Origin of the sequence: Dyella lutea, from assembly GCF_024158035.1 — a bacterium.
Taxonomy (GTDB): Bacteria; Pseudomonadota; Gammaproteobacteria; order Xanthomonadales; family Rhodanobacteraceae; genus Dyella_A; species Dyella_A lutea.
On record NZ_JAMZEK010000002.1, the window covers coordinates 909,555 to 927,293 of the forward strand.

Consider the following 17,739-nt stretch of genomic DNA (forward strand, 5'->3'; position numbering starts at 1 on the left):
GCTCCGGGGGCAGCAGGCTGAATCGCGGGATGTGCGCATTTTGCCGGGGGAGATTCAAGAGCTGGAAGTCACAGCAGCCCATCGGCGTGCAGTCAACGGGTCAGGTTCACTTAACTCCGGGGCCGGACGCGAGTCGTGTCTGGTTTTTGATGCGCGGAATCCGGAAGAACGTGCGCTTGCACCATGTGTCATGGACAGCCACCCGGCGGCGCGCTAGAAAGGTCGCTTTCCGCCAGTCGAGGAGTTCTTCATGCGTGCAGCGACATCGGTCTTGCTGGTCGCCGCGACCTTGGCGGCAGGCGCCGCGCAGGCCGGCGCGCCGTCGGCAGCGTCGTCCGCAGCAGCACCTGCGGTGACGCTGGCGCCGCAAATCAATGCGGCTGATTTTGCAACGTTCGACAAGACGCTCAGCTCCGATGCGTTCGGCGGCCGCAAGCCGGGCACCGTTGGCGAGCAGCGCACCACGGCCTGGCTGGTGGATCAGTTCAAGCGCATGGGGCTCAAGCCCGGCAACCACGGCTCGTGGTTCCAGACCGTGCCGGCCGACGCGATCACCCTGCTCAATCCGGACGTGAAGCTGCACATCGCTGCCAAGGGCAAGGAGACGAGCTTCGCCTATCGCACCGACATGATGGTGCAGACGCTGCAGGCCAAGCCGCTGATCGACCTGAAGCATTCGCCGGTGGTGTTCCTGGGCTACGGCGTGGATGCGCCGAACTGGCACTGGAACGACTACCAGGGTGTCGACGTGAAGGGCAAGACGGTGATCGTGCTGGTCAACGATCCGGGCTTTGCCAGCGGCGACCCCAAACTGTTCAACGGCCGCGCCATGACCTACTACGGCCGCTGGACCTACAAGTACGCCGAGGCGGCGCTGAAGGGCGCCGCGGCCTGCTTCATCGTGCACACCAGCGATGCGGCGGCCGGTTATCCCTTCAGCGTGCTGCAGAACAGCGGCAGCGGTCCGCAGCTGAGCCTGCCGACCCGCGTCGATCCGGCACCGCGGCTTCCGGTGGCCGGCTGGCTCACGCATGACGCGGCCACCCGGCTGTTCGCCGCGGCGGGCTTCAACTTCGACCAGCTGGCGGCGGCGGCGGGCAAGCCGGGCTTCAAGCCGGTGCCGCTGAACGCCACCGCCTCGGTGACGCTGCACGACAAGATCGGCCACATCGAATCGCACAACGTGCTGGCGATGGTAAAGGGGAGCACCAAGCCGAACGAGGCGGTGATCTACACCGCCCACTGGGATCACCTCGGCACCGACCCCAGCCTGAAGGGCCACCAGGTCTACAGCGGCGCGATCGACAACGGCACCGGCCTGAGCATGCTGCTGGAGCTGGCCGACGCCTTCGCCCACCAGAAGACGCCGCCGCAGCGCAGCGTGCTGTTCTTCATGCCCACGCTGGAGGAATCGGGCCTGCTCGGCTCGCAGTACTACGCTGCCAAGCCGGTGTTCCCGCTGGACAAGACGGTGGCCGACATCGCGGTGGACGCGCTGCCGATCATCGGTCGCGCGCACGACATGACGGTGATCGGCAAGGGCCAATCGCAGCTGGAGGACATGCTGGCCGGCGTGCTGAAAACCCAGGGCCGGGTGATCTCGCCCGAGACCACGCCGGAGAACGGCTTCTATTTCCGCTCCGATCATTTCAACTTCGCCAAGGCCGGCGTGCCCGCGATGCTGGCCAGCTCGGGCCTGGACCTGCTCGACGGCGGCAAGGCCGCGGGCGAGAAGGCCGCCGAGGACTACACCGCGCACCGCTATCACACGACGAACGACGTGTTCAATCCGAACTGGGACTACTCGGGCATCCTCGAAGACACCCAGGCGCTCTACCTCCTGGGTCGCGAACTGAGCCGCACTGGCGTGTGGCCGCAGTGGTATGGCGACAGCCCGTTCCGTGCGGCGCGCAGGAAGATGATGGTGCCGGCGGCGAAGGTGAAGCCGCGCAGTTGAGCCAAAAGAGGGGATGTGTTCGCCTTTCCGCGCGAGGGCCTGAGGCTGATCTCATAAGGCTGGCGCGCAGGGGGGCGATACCGATGCCGGCAGAGGGGGCGCTCTGGTGCCACCCGACGGCGCCCCCGACAGGAGAACAAAGGCCCGGCAATGCCGGGCCTTTCCGTCTCAACGCTGCATTGCCGGCTGCGTCGCCCGCACATCTGCCGTCTGCATCAACGGGGAGGGCGCCTGCACGGCCCATCCCGGCGACTGGAACTGCGTCCAGTCCGTGCTGCTCTGTGCAAGCGGCGTGTTGACTCCGCTGAGCACATCTACATCGGCCAGCCGTCGCAACGGGGAGCGCAGATCTCCTTGCACCGCGATCGCCCGGGTGGCGTCATCGCGAAGCACCACATGATCTATCCGCTCCAGCCCCTCGCGCCTTGCCGCCAAAGCCAGCACGCCAGAAAGGTTGTAGCTCTGGAAGTTCGTCGCACGGCCCTGGGCCTCGTCGAGCTTCCCGACACAGGCGAGCGATTGCTTGAACAGGGGATAGCCCGGATGTTGCGGGTTGTCCATCGCTATCGCCCGCAGGGCGGATTGCTGCAGGCTGATGTGCTGGATGGCCTCGTGCTGTATTGCCTGGTTGGTGGCAGCGCCGGCGATGCCGTCGACCAGCAAGTAGTGGTCTGTCTGGAAGGATTTGACGGCTTTGAGCGTTGACGGACCGAAGTCGCCATCGGATTGCAGCGGTCTGCCATGCGCGTCTGTGTATCCCAGTTGGCTAAGTGAGTGCTGTAGTTGCTTCACTTCCAAGCCATGGCTGCCAACGTGGGTTGGCGCCCCTACCCCAAGCGTGGCGAGTTGGCCGAGGTCAATGGTTCCGTCCTTGACTTTCCCTACAAGCTCTGGGGTGATCGTCTCCTTCCAGAGATCCGACTGTGCCACTCGCGCATCAAGACCATTGAATCCGCCATTGATATGGAAGCCTGCTTTGGCGGCATCTTCGCGATACTTTTCCGGAACCTTGAGCTTCCAGTAGGCGATCGCTAGTCTCGCGGCCATCTCTGGTTGGGCTGCCTGTTCGGGGTCGCTAGCAAGGTCGACGCCAAACTTTTCGCCAAATGTCGTGTAGTTATACCGGCCAGTGAACTGAAAATAGCCGCGTCCGTGAAAACGGTAACCATCGCCGGTCGTGATGTTGCCCAGGTCATCACGCCCTTCGTAGAGCACCTTGGCCACCTCTTTTGGGTCGTGGCTGTCGACAGCGGCCTGGATCTCTTTGCGCGTGTAACGCTCAGTTGAACTCGTTGATGCACCTATGACGGCATCTGCAGATGAATACCCTAGTCGTTCGTGCATCGTGCGGAAGCCATTCGTCTCGACCGACGCATTTCCCATAATGTTGGCGAGCTCGGACGGTGAGTCGATTCCCGACTCGACGCAGCGCTTGAAAAGTAGGGCGGAGCTTTCATTGAAACGTGGCACGGCGAACTCCTTTCACCTTTGAACCGGTTCATTTGGTCTGTTTGATCAAAACTTCGGCCAGTGCATCCGGATCAACGGAAGACATGGGTGTCCACCCGAAGTTCTTGGGGTAGCTTGCGCTCACGTCAATGACCTTTACATCATTGATGCCTCGACCGTTTTCAATATTGGTTGCAGTGGCACGACGCAGATACCAAGTGCCTTTCTTTTTGGACCAGGAGAAATGGAATGAGCTGTTGCCTCGGGCCTTTTGGTTGGTAAAGGCAATGTTGCCCGGCGAAACCTGTAGATAGACATTCAAGGACATGGCTGGCGCGTGCCTTTCGACATCGTTGTAGGTGCAGTCCACCGCCTTCCTGCTGTGATCGGCTTGGACGAGCTTGCCGCTCACCCTGCGCAACACCAGCAGGTCGCAGGGGTTGTGGTCGAAGTCGAAATCGCTCGATTCGCTGGCCTGGTGGCGTACCACCATGACCGCCGCCCACGAGCCATCCCCGTAGAGATCGGCAGCCTTGTAGGCCAGTAATGTGTCGGTCTGTGCGACGAGGGCGCGCACATCGTCGGGCACGATCACCGGCTTCGTTCCGGCGGGTGCGGCCGTGCATCCGAGGGTAGCCACGCTCACTCCGTACCCGATAAGAAGCTTACTGAGGAGCGTGAGTTTTCGGCGTCGGATAATGGGACTGCGCGTGCAAGCGGAAAGCATCGGAACTCCTTGACGATATGGTGCGTGACATTCCCTGTGCGGGAAGGCTAGCAGCGATCAGTAACCGGAAAAGCGGATCCGGCCTGCGATTCGCGTAGGGAAGTTCTTCCTTGGATCAGGTGCCAATTTGCGGCTCAGACGGCTGGCGTAGGCTGGGCGGTCTTTGTCGCGGAACGAAAGCAGAGGGCGACGCAGAGGTCAGAGCGCACTTTCCTTCGACCGCTGAGCGTGGCTCGGGCTAGCCGCCGACGCGCGCCAAGTACGTGGTTGCTTCCAACTGGCAGGCGTCTTCAATCGCGCCAGGCAGGGCGAAGAGGCGGGGCCTGTCCCTGAAGCTGAAGACGCGATAGAGCTGATAGCGCTCGGCGTCAGCCCTGGATCGTGCCAGTTCGTTACGGCTGACGTAGAACGGCGTCAGCTCGCCGAAACCGGTCGTCTTGACCTCGATCAGCCGCTCGCGGCCGTCTTCTTCGAACGACAGCACGTCGAAACCGAGGCCGTCGCCTCGTGTCGCGGCGACGTGCTCGACGCGCTTGCTGAGCACCTTCTTGCCGGCGGCGTGCAGGCGGCGCGCTTCCAGTTCCAGGACGAACAGTTCGCCGGCGCGCCCGAGCGAGCGGTTGCGTGCTTCCTGGGCGAGGTAATCCCGTTTGACGGGCGAGAAGCTGGGCGCGTAGTTCGCTGGGGCTTCACGAATGCGCGAGGGTTTGGGCATCGATACCCAGACGGATGCTCCGTCGGCGATGGCGATGGCGGCCGCGGGGCGTAGCACGGCCGCCTGGGCGGCGTCCTGTAGATCAGGGCGCAGCTGGACTTGCGCTTCAACCACGTCCAGCAACATGTGCTGGTAGTTGCCGCGCGGTTTATAGCCAGGGATGTAGGGGTAGTTCAGTTCCAGCATCACCGCACTGATGTTGCAGTGCTTGAACTCGATGGATGGACGGCTGCGCCCCTCGAGCTTCTGCATCAAGCATATGGCGTGCTCGGTCTTGCTGTAACGCTGGCCGTTGAGCTGAAGCGTCAACATCGCGAGGTAGTCGGCCACGCAGGCTTCCACCTCCAGCCGAGACCATTCCTCTCCTGTTGACACGTGCGCCCCCTGATCAGACCGGCCAAGCGTAGCCAATTTCAACGCGGGCGTGCGCTTTGACATTGGGGCCAGGCGAAACAGGCGGGGAGTAGCGGGGGTAATGAAGAGCGATCAATGGTCTGATTCCGCTTTGTGCCCGACCTGTCGGAGGTGGCAGGCACGGCTGACCGCTTGCCATGCCGACACGTGTCGAACGGCCACGAGTCCGTTCGTCGTGATGAGAGTGGCAGCCATGGGGCTGCATGGCCTCGGGGGCATGACATGAGCAAGTACCTCATCTACTTCAACCAGGCCTGGGTCGGGGAACACAGCGAGGCATGGTTCGCCGCACGCGGTCCGCTGGCGCGCGCGGTGGTGGCCGAGATGAAGGCGGCGGGCGTCTACGTGTTCGCCGGGGGATTGGAGGAAGACCCGCTGGAGGCTTTCAGCGCGGATGCCACCAGCGGCACGTTGAGGTTTGCCGACGGGCCATACGTGCGCCACCCGCAGTTCCTGGGCGGGTTCGCCGTGATCGACGTGGCCGACGAGCAGGCGGCAAGACATTGGGCCGGCAAAGTGGCTGAAGCCTGCGGCTGGCCGCAGGAGGTCCGCCGGTTCAAGCCGTGAGTCCGGGAGCGGACCGGAGCGGATGGCGGGCATCTTCGGAAGGTCCGCGCCGCGCCCTGCGTTCCAGACTCGGATCCCGAGAAGGGGGCCTGTTGCCGCTCGCCTCGTCGGTCGTCAGCGCCGCTGCCTGGGTTACTTGTTCGGCCCTTCACCCTCACGCCATGCTCAAACCGCCTGACCAAGGGGAACCCGCGTGGACACAACGACAGCGCCAACCGCCGTGCATGCCGCAAGCGACGGGGGACCGGCCGGTCGCTTCCGCCTCGAGTCGATCGACCTGCTGCGCGGGATCATCATCGTCATCATGGCGCTGGATCACGTGCACGATTTCTTCGGCGTTCCCGGTGCCAACCCGGTCGATCTCGCCACCACCACGGCACCGTTGTTCTTCACCCGCTGGATCACCCATTTCTGCGCGCCGGTGTTCTTCCTGCTCACCGGCACCGGAGCCTTCCTGACGTTGCGGCGCATGACCAAGCCCGAGCTGTCGCGCTTTCTGGTTACCCGGGGCCTGTGGCTGATCGTGCTGGAAGCGGTGGTGATGCGCTTCGCCCTGCAGTTCAACTTCGATTACCAGGTGACCCTGCTGATCGTTTTGTGGGCGCTGGGCTGGGCGATGATCGTGCTGGCCGGGCTGATCCATCTGCCGGCGTGGGCGCTGGTGGCCGTTGGCGTGGCGATGGTGGCCGGGCACAACCTGCTGGACGGCATCGCGCCCGCCGCCTTCGGCGCGCTCGAGCCGTTGTGGACAGTGCTGCATGTGCCCGGCTTTCTCGTCACCGGACCGCACACGGTGTTCGTCACCTATCCGCTGGTGCCGTGGCTGGGGGTGACCGCGCTGGGCTATGCGCTGGGGAACGTCTACGCGTGGGACGCGGGCCGCCGGCAGGCGTGGCTGCTGCGTCTCGGCCTGGGGCTCGTGGTCGGCTTCGTGATGCTGCGGCTGCTCAACATCTACGGGGATCCGTTCCCCTGGTTGGTGCAGCGCTCGCCGCCGTGGACACTGATGTCTTTCCTCGACACGCAGAAGTACCCGCCATCGCTGCTGTTCCTGCTGATGACGCTGGGGCCGGCGCTGCTCCTGCTGCGGGCCTTCGACGCCGGCACGCCGCGCGTGCTGCGTCCCGCGCTCGCGTTCGGCAAGGTGCCGCTGTTCTTCTATGGGCTGCACTTCTACCTGATCCACCTGCTGGCAGTTGTCGTCTGCTACGTGGGCTATGGCGACGTGGGCGGCATGTTCCGCTCGCCGGACCTGGGCCACTTCCCGTTCACCGCGCCACCCGGCTGGGGGCTGGGGCTGCCGTGGATCTACGCAATATGGATCGGCGTGGTGCTGGCGCTGTATCCACTCTGCTGCTGGTATGCGGGCCTGAAGCGGCGGCGCAGGGACTGGTGGCTCAGCTATCTGTGACGCAGGGAGCGACGGGTGCTTCGGGTGCCGACCAACGCGTGGCCGGCAGCGCCATGAGACTGGGAGGTGTATGGCCCGCGATTCGAGTCCTGGTGTGTCGGACGGCGGAGGCGGGGCGAGTCCATCATCGGGCACCTGGGATGCCGTCGTTTGCAAGGCATCGGGCGCGCTTGCAGTCGTGCTCGGTTCGCCGCGGCAGTATGCTCCTCGGCTCTACCCATCATCGCTCGAGGAACGCACATGCCCCGGGGCCGCGCATCGTCCAGCAAGCGTCGGAAGTCGACCGGCAAAAGCGAGCTGCCGTCGCTGGGGCAGTTGGAGCGGATGCTCGCCGGTCCGGATGGAGCGCCTGAGTCTGCGGCGGATCGCGCGATGGAACTGGTCTATCAGGCTTGGGATGCCTCAAGCCCTGCCAAGCGGGTTGCGTTGGCCCGGCGGGCTCTGGAGATCGATCCAACGTGCGTGGATGCCCGGCTGCTGCTGGCGCATCAGGCCCGCACGCCCGAGCAGGTCGTCGCTGCGCTTGAGGAGGTGGTCGATCTGGCGACGAGCGCGCTGGGGACGTCGGTGTTTTCGCACTCCAGGGGGGAGTTCTGGGCGGTGCACGAGACGCGCCCGTTCATGCGGGCCAAGCTGGATCTTGCCCAGGCGTTGTGGTCGTTCGGCGACCGCGCGCTGGCGGTCCGTCATGCGTGGGAACTCATCGAGCTCAATGAATCCGACAACCAGGGCGTGCGTCTTCTGCTGGTGACTTGGCTGTTGCACATGCGCGACGTGGCTGGCGCTCGGGCGCTGTTCGAGCGGTTTCCCGAGGATGGTCTTGCGCACACTCGATGGAGTTGCGCGCTGGCGGCTTTCATGGAGGGGGGCTCTGGCGAGCGGGCCGATCAGCTCGTGCGCGCGGCCGCGGACGAGAATCCGCATGTGGTTCCCCTGTTGCTTGGGCGCGAGCCGTTGCCGGACAGTTCACCGATGTACATGGGCATCGGCGATCGGGACGAGGCGGTGGCCTATGTGCAGCAGAGCCTGGCTTTATGGTGTGAGGTCGATGGAGCTTTGCGCTGGCTCGCCGAATTATGGCCCGTTGGTTCGATCCGGGGGCAAGCGGGCCAACCGGGCTGACGGAGTTCTTCGCCAAGCCCCGGAGCTCACCTGTACCCATTCGAGCCGGCTTCTGGAGCGCGGCCCCACCGGGTCTTCCGGCCGACGCGATGACATCGCGTCGCGCCCTCGGAAGCCGAGTTGACGTGATCGGTGCAGTGACATAAACACTTGCGTGGTCTGCCCGCTGCCGTCGAGCGATTTCCTGCGTCCGGCGTGCGTGCCTGCCATCGCCAGTTACAGGGGGTTACCGGTGAAATTGCCGTCCGTTCGTCAGGGCATCCAGGCGCTTGCCCTGGTCGCAGGGTGTGTCGTGTCCATGGTGTGCGTTGCGCAGACGTCGGCGCCCGACGCGCCGAAGGACACACCATATCCAGGAACGTTGGCCATCACGATGGACCTGCGCGATGCGCCGCGGCGCATCTACCGCATGCACGAGACGATTCCGGTGTCGCCCGGGCCGCTGACCCTGTACTACCCGAAGTGGCCGCTGCCCGATCACGCACCGGACGGGTCCATCGCCAACATCGCCGGTCCGGTCATCACGGCGAACGGCAAGCCGGTGCCGTGGCGGCGGGATGTGGAGGACATGTACACGCTGCACCTGGACGTGCCGGCGGGGGCCGATCACATCGACCTGGCCTTCCAGTACCTCTCGCCCGGACCGGGCGTCTGGTACGGCTACGAGGTGTGGTCCACGCCGCATCTGGTGGATCTGGATCCGACCCAGGTGGCGTTCTATCCCGGCGGCTACTTCGCGCGTGACATCCCGATCCGGCCGACCGTGGTGCTGCCAGCGGGCTGGCAGTTCGCCACGGCGATGGAGGTGGCGAGCCGCTCGGGCGACGCGGTGCATTTCAAGCCGATGAGCTTCAACAACTTCATCGACTCGCCGCTGATCGCGGGCGAGTACTTCCGCCGCGTGGACCTGGCGCCTGGCGACAAGGTGCCGGTGCACCTGAACATCGTGGGCGACAGCGCGGCGTCGGTGCAGATCAGCGACGCGTACGTGGCCGCGTACCGCCGCATGGTGAAGCAGCTGTATGCGCTGTTCCATGCGCACCATTACGACCACTACGACCTGCTGCTGACGGTCTCCGATCACGTAGCGGGGACCGGACTGGAGCATCATCAGTCGAGCTTCGAGATGACGGGAGCGGACTTCCTTACCGATGCCGACGCGTTCATCGCCTCGGCCACGCTGATCCCGCATGAATTCACCCACTCGTGGAACGGCAAGTTCCGCCGGCCTGCCGACATGTGGACGCCGGCGTTCAACACGCCGCAGCCGGCCGACATGGTGTGGTCGTACGAGGGTCTGACCGAGTACTGGTCGGCCGTGCTGGCGGTGCGCTCGGGCCTGCTGACACCGGCGCAGTTCCGCGATTCGCTGGCCTCGGTCGGGGCGAAGATGGCCCACCGCACCGGACGTGCCTGGCGCCCGCTGCAGGACACTGCGACCAGCGCGCAGCTGCTGTATTTCAACGGTGATTACTGGGGCAACTATCGTCGCGGCACGGATTTCTATCCGGAGGGCGAGCTGCTGTGGCTGGACGTCGACACGAAGATTCGCCAGCTCAGCCACAACCGCCGTTCGCTGGACGACTTCGCCAGGCTGTTCTACAGCATGGACAACGGCAGCTACGTCACCCGCACCTACACGTTCGACGACCTGGTGGGCGCATTGAACCAGGTGCAGCCGTTCGACTGGGCAGGCTTCCTGCGCCAGCGGCTGGACGCCACCGGCGAGGCGTTGCCGGAGCACGGTATCGAGCGTGGCGGCTGGAAGGTGGCGTACACCGACACGCCCTCCGACTACGACCAGGCGGTGTCGAAGGCGGACCACCGCATCGACCTGGCCTATTCGATCGGGGCGACGATGTCCGACAAGGGCGAGGTGAGCGACGTGCAGTGGGACGGCCCTGCCTACACGGCGGGCCTGGTGCCGGGCATGAAGATCGTCGCCGTCGACGGCGAGCATTTCACCGGCGACATGCTCAAGGACGCCATCCGGCGGGCGAAGGGCAGCCACGCACCGATCACGCTCATGGTTTCGTATCTCGATACCTATCGCACGCTCGCGATCGATTACCACGATGGGCTCAAGTACCCGCATCTGGTGCGGGTCGCCGGAACCCTCGATTACCTTGGCGACATCGCGAGGGCGGCGGGAGGCTGAGATGACGGCACGGGCCAGCGGGACGGCGACAGTCACCCGGCGGGGCCAGGCACGGAGGGGCCGGGGCCCGCGGCATGGGATGCATCGCCCGTGAGTGTCCGGCGGGCACGGGATGTGGGGCTGGCCGGGGTGTGTTTTCGGCGGTAGTTGACCGCGATCAAGGGGCCTCCGGACCGCGGCTGCCATGCTGCGCCCACCTTCAGGAGGGCATGCGCATGAAATCCAACGTCGGATCCGTGGACAAGTGGCTTCGTATCGCAGTCGGTCTACTGCTGATCGTGTGGGCGGTTGCCGGCGGCCCGGTGTGGGCGTGGATCGGGGTGGTGCCGCTGGCCACGGGGCTGTTCAACTTCTGCCCGTTGTACAGCCTGATTGGCGTCAATACCTGCAAGCGCTGAGCTGGGCAGAGGGTCGGCAGGCTACACCCTTTTGCGCGCCGGCCGATGGCCTTCCGGCTGAAGTGGCGAGCCCCTGTGACGAGGATGGTCGCCCGAGTTCGGCCACGCCCGACGCGGATGCCTTGCGACCGCCCGCTACGGGCGGCTCAACGTGTTTGCCGGCAGCCGCAGCCACGCCGGCGCAAACCGCGGCCGGCGATGCACCTTGCCGATGAAGCGGTAGCCGATGGTGTGCACGGTGGCGATGTACCGCGGATGCAATGCCGAGTCGCCCAAGGCCTGGCGCAATTGCGAGATCGCATGGGCGAGTACGCCTGGAGTGACATGGCGGTGGCCCCAGGCGGTATCGAGCAGGGTCGTCTTGTCGACCACGTCGCCGGCCTGTTCCAGCAGTGTCAGCAGCACCGCATAGGCCTTGGGTTCCAGGGGCCGGTCCCGGCCGGCGCGCTCCAGTCGGTGCGCGTGGGGATCGACGATGATGTCGTCGCACTGGTAGAACCAATGCTCGTCCAGTTCGGAGCGCGGCATGACGGTGCCTCTCGGAGACTGACCCTGTCGGCGAAGTGTGCGCCGGCCGGTGGCAGCGAGGCGTCTGCCAGAGGTCATTTTTTTCCGGACAGTCAGCGTCCAGTCCGGGTCGGGAGCATGGAAGTCCGCCAGGACACGATCACTCCCGCGGATCGCGTAGCGCTGCCGGCAACGGTTGCACGGGTAACGAATGGCGGGTCGCACGCGGAACCTGCCGAAAGTCACCCCCGAATCCACGCAGATTCCTCATGGATTCCTCAGGTAAACGTCGCCGCACCGGCCCAGAATTTTCCCGACGGGCATCGGCGCTCGTCGGGAGGCTCCCATGAAGCACACCGTCGTTGCTGCAATCGTGAGTTTCGGCTTTGCATGCGTCCCCAGCATCAGTGCCGCCCAGAACCAGACCACCGAGCTGCAGAATGTCACCGTGACCGGCTTGCCGGCCCCGTACGGGGTCTACGTCGTCGATTTCGACACGGGCTACGGACTGAAGGCCCTCGTCGGTCACACTCATCGGCAGTACGTCCACGCGCAGCGGGCGGCCGCGGCCGCCGAGGCGCTGCGGAAGCAGGGGCTTGCCATGAGCCCCTATGTCACCGTCGCGATCGACAACTCCGGATCCGGCCTGGCAAAGCAGATCCAATTGATGGACGCCGGGCGGAACACGGTCGCCATCGTGAACGTGTACTGCAAGGGCGGCGATCCATCGCAGGGGCGCCGCTGCAGCCTGGTCTCCGTGCCGGTATCGGGCAGCGCACCGGGGCCGCGCATGGCGTCGACGCTGTCGGTGGCTGCCGTTGATGCAGGCGGGTGAGCGACCGGGCAGGGGTCAGGGTGCACATTCCGGAAAGTCGACCCTGACTCTTGCTTCCCGGTCACTCATGGCCAATGCCGGGCCACGATCAGCTGGCTGCAGAGATCGACTGGATCGCCATGGGATCGGCGTTACAGGGATTGAACACGCTTCTCCCTGCTAGCCTTGCTGTCGCTTACCGCTGGAGCGCGTTACTCGGGTGACGATCGCGCCATCCGCATGGCCTGCTCCACCGCCTTGACCACCGCCTCGGGCTGATCGATCTGGATGTCATGGGAGGTATCGGGCACCTGCACCAGTCTGCCGCGGGAAGAGCTGGCGACGATCTGCGCCTGCGTGTGGGCCCGGGCCTCTTCCAGCCCCTTGCGGTCACGGGGCAAGGCGTCGGCGTAGGTGTTGGCGGCGGACAGCACGATCAGTGGCGTCGAGCCGTGCGACTCGCTTGCCGACACCGGTTGCCTGAACACCTGGACGTTGTCCTGCAGCACCGACAGCACGGTGCGCCAGAACGCCGGCCTGGACTTGAGGGAAAGGTTCACTGCGTTGAGCCGGCCGCTGGCGTGTGGGTCGGGCCCGCCGAGGCAGTGGCTCAGCTCCGGATCGCTGGACGGCAGTGCGTGCTTTTGGGCAGCCGCCTCGCAGCGGTGGAGGAAGGCGAACCGCTGCACCGAGAGGGTGTCCTCGTCCTTCTGCCAGGCGGGGGCGAACCGGCCGATGTCCTGCGCGGGCGGGTCGAGCAGGACCATCGCGCCCACGTCCGCCGGGTACCGGCTCGCATACCGGCGAACGATGTTGCTGCCCAGCGAGTGCCCCACCAGCACCAGCGGCGTGCCGAGGCCGGCGCGCCGGATCAGCGCGTGCAGGTCCGCCACGTCGGCATCGAGGTCACGCGGCATCGGTCCTTCGCTGCTGAAGCCGAAGCCCGCCCGGTCGTACGCGCAGACGCGGGCGCGGGCCGCCAGCAGCGGCTGCACCCTGTACCAGGTGGAGGAGTCGGCGATGGCTCCGGCCTCCAGCATCACCGTCTGCGGGCCGCTGCCGGAGCAGCGCAGGTTGAGCTGGCGGCCATGGCCTAGGTCGACCCGTTTTGCCGGCTGGGCATAGGTATCCGGCAGGCGCTGCGACATGGTCGTGGCGCTCGCGTCGTTGGCCTGGGCGTGGCCCAGCATCGCGACCAGCAGCAGGGCAGGGCCCGCTTTCAGGTATGTCCTGTTCAAGGCGCATCTCCCATCGATGGCTCGGCCAGGGCGCCGGACCGGTGTCTTCATCGACTGGCGCCCATGCGGGAAGTTCAGGACGCGCAGGCCAGAGAGGCGCGAGCGACGACGGCCGGGATGGCGCGGAGTTGCTGCCGTGCGATGCACCGGGACGCCTCCGGGTGGGAGGCGCCGGGCAGCGTGGCCGCAGGCCGGTCAGGGGGCGCAGACGGGCTTCCGCACGTGCGGACAACGGGAAACGTGCCGGCTCCCGCTCAGGACATGCGGCGCCGCTGCGGCCAGGGCATGAACGAACGACCCAGCTGTGCCCGGAGCTGTTTTCCTGCCGCCGTGCACATCGGCCGATCGTTACGCATTCCTGGGCCCCGGGACCGTGACCCGTCCGCATGGCCCCTGGCCGGCGGCGCGCTGACGTCATCGACGCGCAGCCGCAACAGGCGCCGCCCGGCGCATTGGTGGCCGTACGGGTAGGCAACCATCACGCCGCCCGTATCGGATCCGGGCCGCCCGGCCATGCATCCTCCCAGGGGTACCGGCTGGCGCCCGGGCCTCCGATGGTGCTCCCGCCGCAATCGCACGAAGGGACGTTCCGGGCCTTCATGGCGCCGCGAATCGCGCCGCCGTGCAGACGATCCGGTGCACGCAAATGCCGTTCCCCAGGCATGACGTGATCGTCAGAGCGAGCCTGCGGCCCCGGCCGGGACGTCCTTGGTCCCGACCCGGCTGCCCGCTTTCGCGGCGCACTCGCACTCGTCGCGGCACCCGCCCGCACCGGATAGGAGGGGCTGTGGGCGGGCAGGGCCCAGCGGTCGGCATCCATTTCAGGAGCCAGGCACCCGGTCGCAGCCGGGTGCGGATACCCCGTACTCCGCTTCCGCAAGGGGGGACAGGGGGGGTATTTGCGGCTCAACTTCGCGAAGCGTGCGCGTCATCACGGTCCTTTCACATTGCTCTGTGAGGTGGCTAACAATTGACCAAGACGCTTCTGCGTAACGTGCCACCTCAGATCGACCCCGGATCTAGCCATACCCCACAAAGCCACATTCCCCCATCCCCCACCCGTGTGACAGACGAAGGCACGTCGCAAGCGTCCGCGGAAGAGTTTTTTGGAGTCCCTTAATGAACTTTCCCCGCAACAAGAAGGCGGGGCGTGCATCGTACGCCCTCGTTTCGGCCCCGGCCGCGTCCAGCGACCGCCGTCCCCTCGGCCAGCCGTCCAAATATCTGCGCGGCGTGGGCGCCGGCGCGTGCGCCATGCTCTTCACGCTGCTGGCCACCACCACGTCCTCGAGCGCTTTCGCCGCGACGGCACCGGCGGTGACTGCCGCCCACCCGCGCATGATTCTCGATACGTCGACCCTTTCCGCCCTGCGCCAGAACGCTGCCGCCAACACGCCCGAGTGGCAGATGCTGAAAACGGTCTGCGATTCGTACATCGGCGGCACGGTGAACTATCCGACGGGCAGTGCCTATCCGAATCCGCCCAACATCGGTTCGGGCTACGAGGGCGAGTCCTATCTGCCGGCCCTGTTGTCCGAGGCGCTGTGCTACCAGACCCTGAAGACCAGCAATGCGACGGCGGCGGCCACCTATGGCGCCAAGGCGGTCGACATCCTGATGAAGATGGCCACGCCGTACTCCACCGCCAGCGGCAACCAGGGATGGAATCCGAACAGCGGCGACGGCTATGCCATGCGCTACTACGGCGTGGGTTTCGGCTTGGGCTACGACTGGCTGTACGACCTGCTGACTCCGGCGCAGCGTACCCAGATCTACACCACGGCCAACGCGTGGGTGACCTCGTTCGAAACGAATACGTTTGAATACAACCATCCGCAGAGCAACTACTTCGCCGGCTATTTCCACGCCAAGGCAGCCATCGCTCTGGGTACCTACGGCGACAACCCCAGTGCCCCGACGCAGTGGAACGACTGGTACAACAACCAGTTCGCCCAGCGGGTCCAGCCGTACTACGCGAAGCATCTTTCCGGCGGTGGCTGGCCGGAGGGCTTTGCCAACTACGCGCCGCTGGGCATGTTCAACATGAGCCTGCCGGCGCGCGAGGTGATGACGGCCACCGGCACGGACATCGTCCACGCCTCGGCCGCGCCTTTCAGCTACCCGACGGACAATGCCGACTACCTGATCCATTTCACCTGGCCGTCGCGCGCCTACTTCGACGACCGCGACATGAACCACGCGGACGGCTCGCCGATGGGTATCGGCATGCCGGGCACCACCCAGGTGGGACTGGCGGAAATGGTGCTGGGCGAGTTGGGCTTCTGGAAATCTCCCAAGGCGGGTGTGTTCCACGAGTACCTCAACGAAGTCAGCGCGGCCACCAATGGCTTCAACTCCTCCGCGCCCTGGCTGCTGTTCCTGGAGACCAACCCCTCCGCGCCGAGCGCGTCGCTCGACTCCCTGCCGGTGTCCTACTTTGCCCAGGGCATGAACGCCGTGTCGGCCCGCTCCGACTGGAGCACCGCTGCCAGCTGGATGTCGTTCCGCGCCGGCCCGTACACCAATGCCCCGTCGCAGGGTGAGCAGTATTTCGACCAGGGCAGCGTGGCGCTGACCCGCGGCAACACCCCGCTGCTGGTGAATGCGGGCGGCTGGATGGTGCATGGGTCCACCGGCAGTGCCGACGAAGACAAGATCTACAACGACAACTACGGCAGCGCCGACGGCACGCTCTACATGGGCAACCGCGAGCTCTACAACATCTTCTACGTGTTCAACAAAAGCAGCGGCAAGATCGTCGAGCCCGGCGGCCAGATCGCCGCGACCACCGAGGACAACCAGGTCCGCACGCACGTGGCGGCCTACGAGGATGGTGGCGAGTACGTCTACACCCGTGCCGAACATATCGAGGACATGTACCGCAAGTTCTCCGCCGGTCCGGCGGTGGCGGGCTGGTCGCGCGAGGTGGTTTACCTGCGGCCGAACCGCTTCGTCGTCCATGACCGGACCACGGCCGGCAGCAGCGCCTACGACCAGTACCTGGCATGGCACTTCCCGGCCAGTCCGACCCAGGGCACCGCGCCCGCCGGCGAGACCCGGCTGGACGTGACCTACAACGGGACCTACGCCGGTGCCATGACCACGGTGCTGCCCGCCAACGCGGCCACGACCACCACGGGCCTGTATCCGGGCAGCAACCCGGTGAAGGTGTGGCAGGTGCAGGAGCGCGCGCCGACGTCGGCGCTCAGCCAGCAGTGGTTGAATGTGTTCGATACCTCGTCGTCGGCGGCGGGCGTGGCGACCGCCAGCCCGGTCACCGTCAACGCGGGTAGCATCGTGGGTGTGTACCTTGCCGCAAGCAGCGGCAACGATGTCGTCATCAACAGCGCCGGCGCTGCCGGTACGCCGATGAGCGGCACCATCAGCTACACCGTGCCTGCCGCTGCGGCCAGCCACGTGATCACCGAGCTGGTTCCCCAGACCGGTTATTCGGTGACGGTGGCCAGCGTCAACGGGCAGCAGCAGGTGAGCGTCAAGGCCGGTGGCACCTTCATGGCCAGCGCCAACGGCGTGCTTGCCTTCGACGTGAGCGGTGGCGGCACGGTGACGCCGTCTGCGACGGTGGCTCCGGCTCCGGCTCCGGCTCCCGCTCCGGCTCCGGCTCCGGCTCCGGCTCCCGCTCCGGCTCCGGCTCCGGCTCCGGCTCCGGCTCCCGCTCCGGCTCCGGCTCCGGCTCCGGCTCCGGCTCCGGCTCCCGCTCCGGCTCCGGCTCCGGCTCCCGCCCCGGCTCCCGCCCCGGCCCCGGCCCCGGCCCCGGCCCCGGCTCCGGCTCCGGCTCCGGCTCCGGCTCCCGCTCCCGCTCCCGCTCCCGCTCCCGCTCCCGCTCCGGCTCCGGCTCCGGCTCCGGCTCCGGCTCCCGCCCCGGCTCCGGCTCCGGCTCCGGCTCCGGCTCCGGCTCCGGCCGGTCAGCTGAAGAACGATGTGGCCGTGGCCGGGTTGAACATCGCCAAGGGCCAGAACCTGCAGTTCACCATGGTCGTTCCCAGCGGCGTGACCTATGCGGAGGTCCTGACCGTGAATGGCACGGGCAACGCCGATCTGTACGTCAAGTACGGTTCGGCGCCGACCTTGAAGAAATTCGACTGCCGTTCGGCCCATACCGGCAACCACGAGCTGTGTACCTGGAGCAGTCCGAAGGCGGGCACGTACTACATCCTGGTGCACGCCAGGGCGGCCGTCACGGGCCTGACCATCCGTGCCCAGTGGTTGCCGTAAAGGAGGGGCGGGATGCTCCGGTGACG

The 17,739-nt window shown here is 66.1% G+C and carries 13 protein-coding genes; 8 read left to right on the plus strand and 5 right to left on the minus strand.

Annotation, left to right across the window (positions count from 1 at the left end; genetic code table 11):
- The first annotated feature begins 250 nt into the window (after positions 1-250).
- Positions 251-1,957 carry a M28 family metallopeptidase gene (locus NC595_RS11555; protein ID WP_253566567.1) on the plus strand — a complete coding sequence of 569 codons (1,707 nt, stop codon included), beginning with the start codon at positions 251-253 and terminating at the stop codon, positions 1,955-1,957.
- A 168-nt stretch (positions 1,958-2,125) separates the two neighbouring features.
- Here NC595_RS11555 and NC595_RS11560 read toward each other — a convergent pair whose 3' ends face one another.
- The 3 genes from NC595_RS11560 to NC595_RS11570 all read right to left on the minus strand — a co-directional run bounded on the left by NC595_RS11560 (position 2,126) and on the right by NC595_RS11570 (position 5,178).
- The gene (locus tag NC595_RS11560) at positions 2,126-3,427 is read right to left on the minus strand and encodes an XVIPCD domain-containing protein (protein ID WP_253566569.1); all 1,302 of its coding nucleotides are present in this window, start codon (positions 3,425-3,427) and stop codon (positions 2,126-2,128) included.
- A 28-nt stretch (positions 3,428-3,455) separates the two neighbouring features.
- Positions 3,456-4,046, minus strand: a complete 591-nt coding sequence (locus NC595_RS11565) for a hypothetical protein (RefSeq protein WP_253566571.1) — start codon at positions 4,044-4,046, stop codon at positions 3,456-3,458.
- Positions 4,047-4,371: 325 nt separating this feature from the next.
- Positions 4,372-5,178, minus strand: a complete 807-nt coding sequence (locus tag NC595_RS11570) for a protein NO VEIN domain-containing protein (protein ID WP_253566573.1) — start codon at positions 5,176-5,178, stop codon at positions 4,372-4,374.
- A 306-nt stretch (positions 5,179-5,484) separates the two neighbouring features.
- Here NC595_RS11570 and NC595_RS11575 point away from each other — a divergent pair, with 306 nt between their 5' ends.
- The 5 genes from NC595_RS11575 (at position 5,485) to NC595_RS11595 (ending at position 10,918) form a co-directional block, all read left to right on the plus strand.
- The gene (locus NC595_RS11575; RefSeq protein WP_253566575.1) at positions 5,485-5,829 is read left to right on the plus strand and encodes a YciI family protein; all 345 of its coding nucleotides are present in this window, start codon (positions 5,485-5,487) and stop codon (positions 5,827-5,829) included.
- 193 nt (positions 5,830-6,022) lie between these two features.
- Positions 6,023-7,240, plus strand: a complete 1,218-nt coding sequence (locus NC595_RS11580) for an acetyltransferase domain-containing protein (protein ID WP_253566577.1) — start codon at positions 6,023-6,025, stop codon at positions 7,238-7,240.
- Positions 7,241-7,480: 240 nt separating this feature from the next.
- Positions 7,481-8,362 (plus strand): hypothetical protein, encoded by an 882-nt coding sequence (locus NC595_RS11585; RefSeq protein WP_253566579.1) that lies wholly within the window; start codon positions 7,481-7,483, stop codon positions 8,360-8,362.
- 373 nt (positions 8,363-8,735) lie between these two features.
- Positions 8,736-10,520 (plus strand): M61 family metallopeptidase, encoded by a 1,785-nt coding sequence (locus NC595_RS11590; RefSeq protein WP_253566581.1) that lies wholly within the window; start codon positions 8,736-8,738, stop codon positions 10,518-10,520.
- Positions 10,521-10,735: 215 nt separating this feature from the next.
- The gene (locus tag NC595_RS11595; RefSeq protein WP_063671664.1) at positions 10,736-10,918 is read left to right on the plus strand and encodes a YgaP family membrane protein; all 183 of its coding nucleotides are present in this window, start codon (positions 10,736-10,738) and stop codon (positions 10,916-10,918) included.
- 135 nt (positions 10,919-11,053) lie between these two features.
- Here the strand turns inward: NC595_RS11595 and NC595_RS11600 are convergent, their stop codons facing one another.
- Positions 11,054-11,446, minus strand: coding sequence for a winged helix-turn-helix domain-containing protein (locus NC595_RS11600; protein ID WP_253566583.1), 393 nt, complete (start codon positions 11,444-11,446; stop codon positions 11,054-11,056).
- Between the two features lie 325 nt (positions 11,447-11,771).
- On the opposite strand from NC595_RS11600, the gene NC595_RS11605 reads away from it, so the two are divergent.
- Positions 11,772-12,260 carry a hypothetical protein gene (locus tag NC595_RS11605; protein ID WP_253566585.1) on the plus strand — a complete coding sequence of 163 codons (489 nt, stop codon included), beginning with the start codon at positions 11,772-11,774 and terminating at the stop codon, positions 12,258-12,260.
- A 191-nt stretch (positions 12,261-12,451) separates the two neighbouring features.
- Here the strand turns inward: NC595_RS11605 and NC595_RS11610 are convergent, their stop codons facing one another.
- Entirely contained in the window at positions 12,452-13,477 is a 1,026-nt protein-coding gene (locus NC595_RS11610; protein WP_253566587.1) for an alpha/beta hydrolase, read from the minus strand.
- 1,254 nt (positions 13,478-14,731) lie between these two features.
- Here NC595_RS11610 and NC595_RS11615 point away from each other — a divergent pair.
- The gene (locus tag NC595_RS11615; RefSeq protein WP_253566589.1) at positions 14,732-17,713 is read left to right on the plus strand and encodes a PPC domain-containing protein; all 2,982 of its coding nucleotides are present in this window, start codon (positions 14,732-14,734) and stop codon (positions 17,711-17,713) included.
- The last annotated feature ends 26 nt before the right edge of the window (positions 17,714-17,739 follow it).

What these genes read in the sequence shown, in the direction of transcription:
- NC595_RS11555 (WP_253566567.1), top strand. Translation starts at nt 251, where the DNA reads ATGCGTGCAGCGACATCGGTCTTGCTGGTCGCCGCGACCTTGGCGGCA.
- NC595_RS11575 (WP_253566575.1), top strand. Translation starts at nt 5,485, where the DNA reads ATGAGCAAGTACCTCATCTACTTCAACCAGGCCTGGGTCGGGGAACAC.
- NC595_RS11585 (WP_253566579.1), top strand. Translation starts at nt 7,481, where the DNA reads ATGCCCCGGGGCCGCGCATCGTCCAGCAAGCGTCGGAAGTCGACCGGC.
- NC595_RS11590 (WP_253566581.1), top strand. Translation starts at nt 8,736, where the DNA reads ATGGACCTGCGCGATGCGCCGCGGCGCATCTACCGCATGCACGAGACG.
- NC595_RS11595 (WP_063671664.1), top strand. Translation starts at nt 10,736, where the DNA reads ATGAAATCCAACGTCGGATCCGTGGACAAGTGGCTTCGTATCGCAGTC.
- NC595_RS11600 (WP_253566583.1), bottom strand. Translation starts at nt 11,446, where the DNA reads ATGCCGCGCTCCGAACTGGACGAGCATTGGTTCTACCAGTGCGACGAC.
- NC595_RS11605 (WP_253566585.1), top strand. Translation starts at nt 11,772, where the DNA reads ATGAAGCACACCGTCGTTGCTGCAATCGTGAGTTTCGGCTTTGCATGC.
- NC595_RS11615 (WP_253566589.1), top strand. Translation starts at nt 14,732, where the DNA reads ATGCTCTTCACGCTGCTGGCCACCACCACGTCCTCGAGCGCTTTCGCC.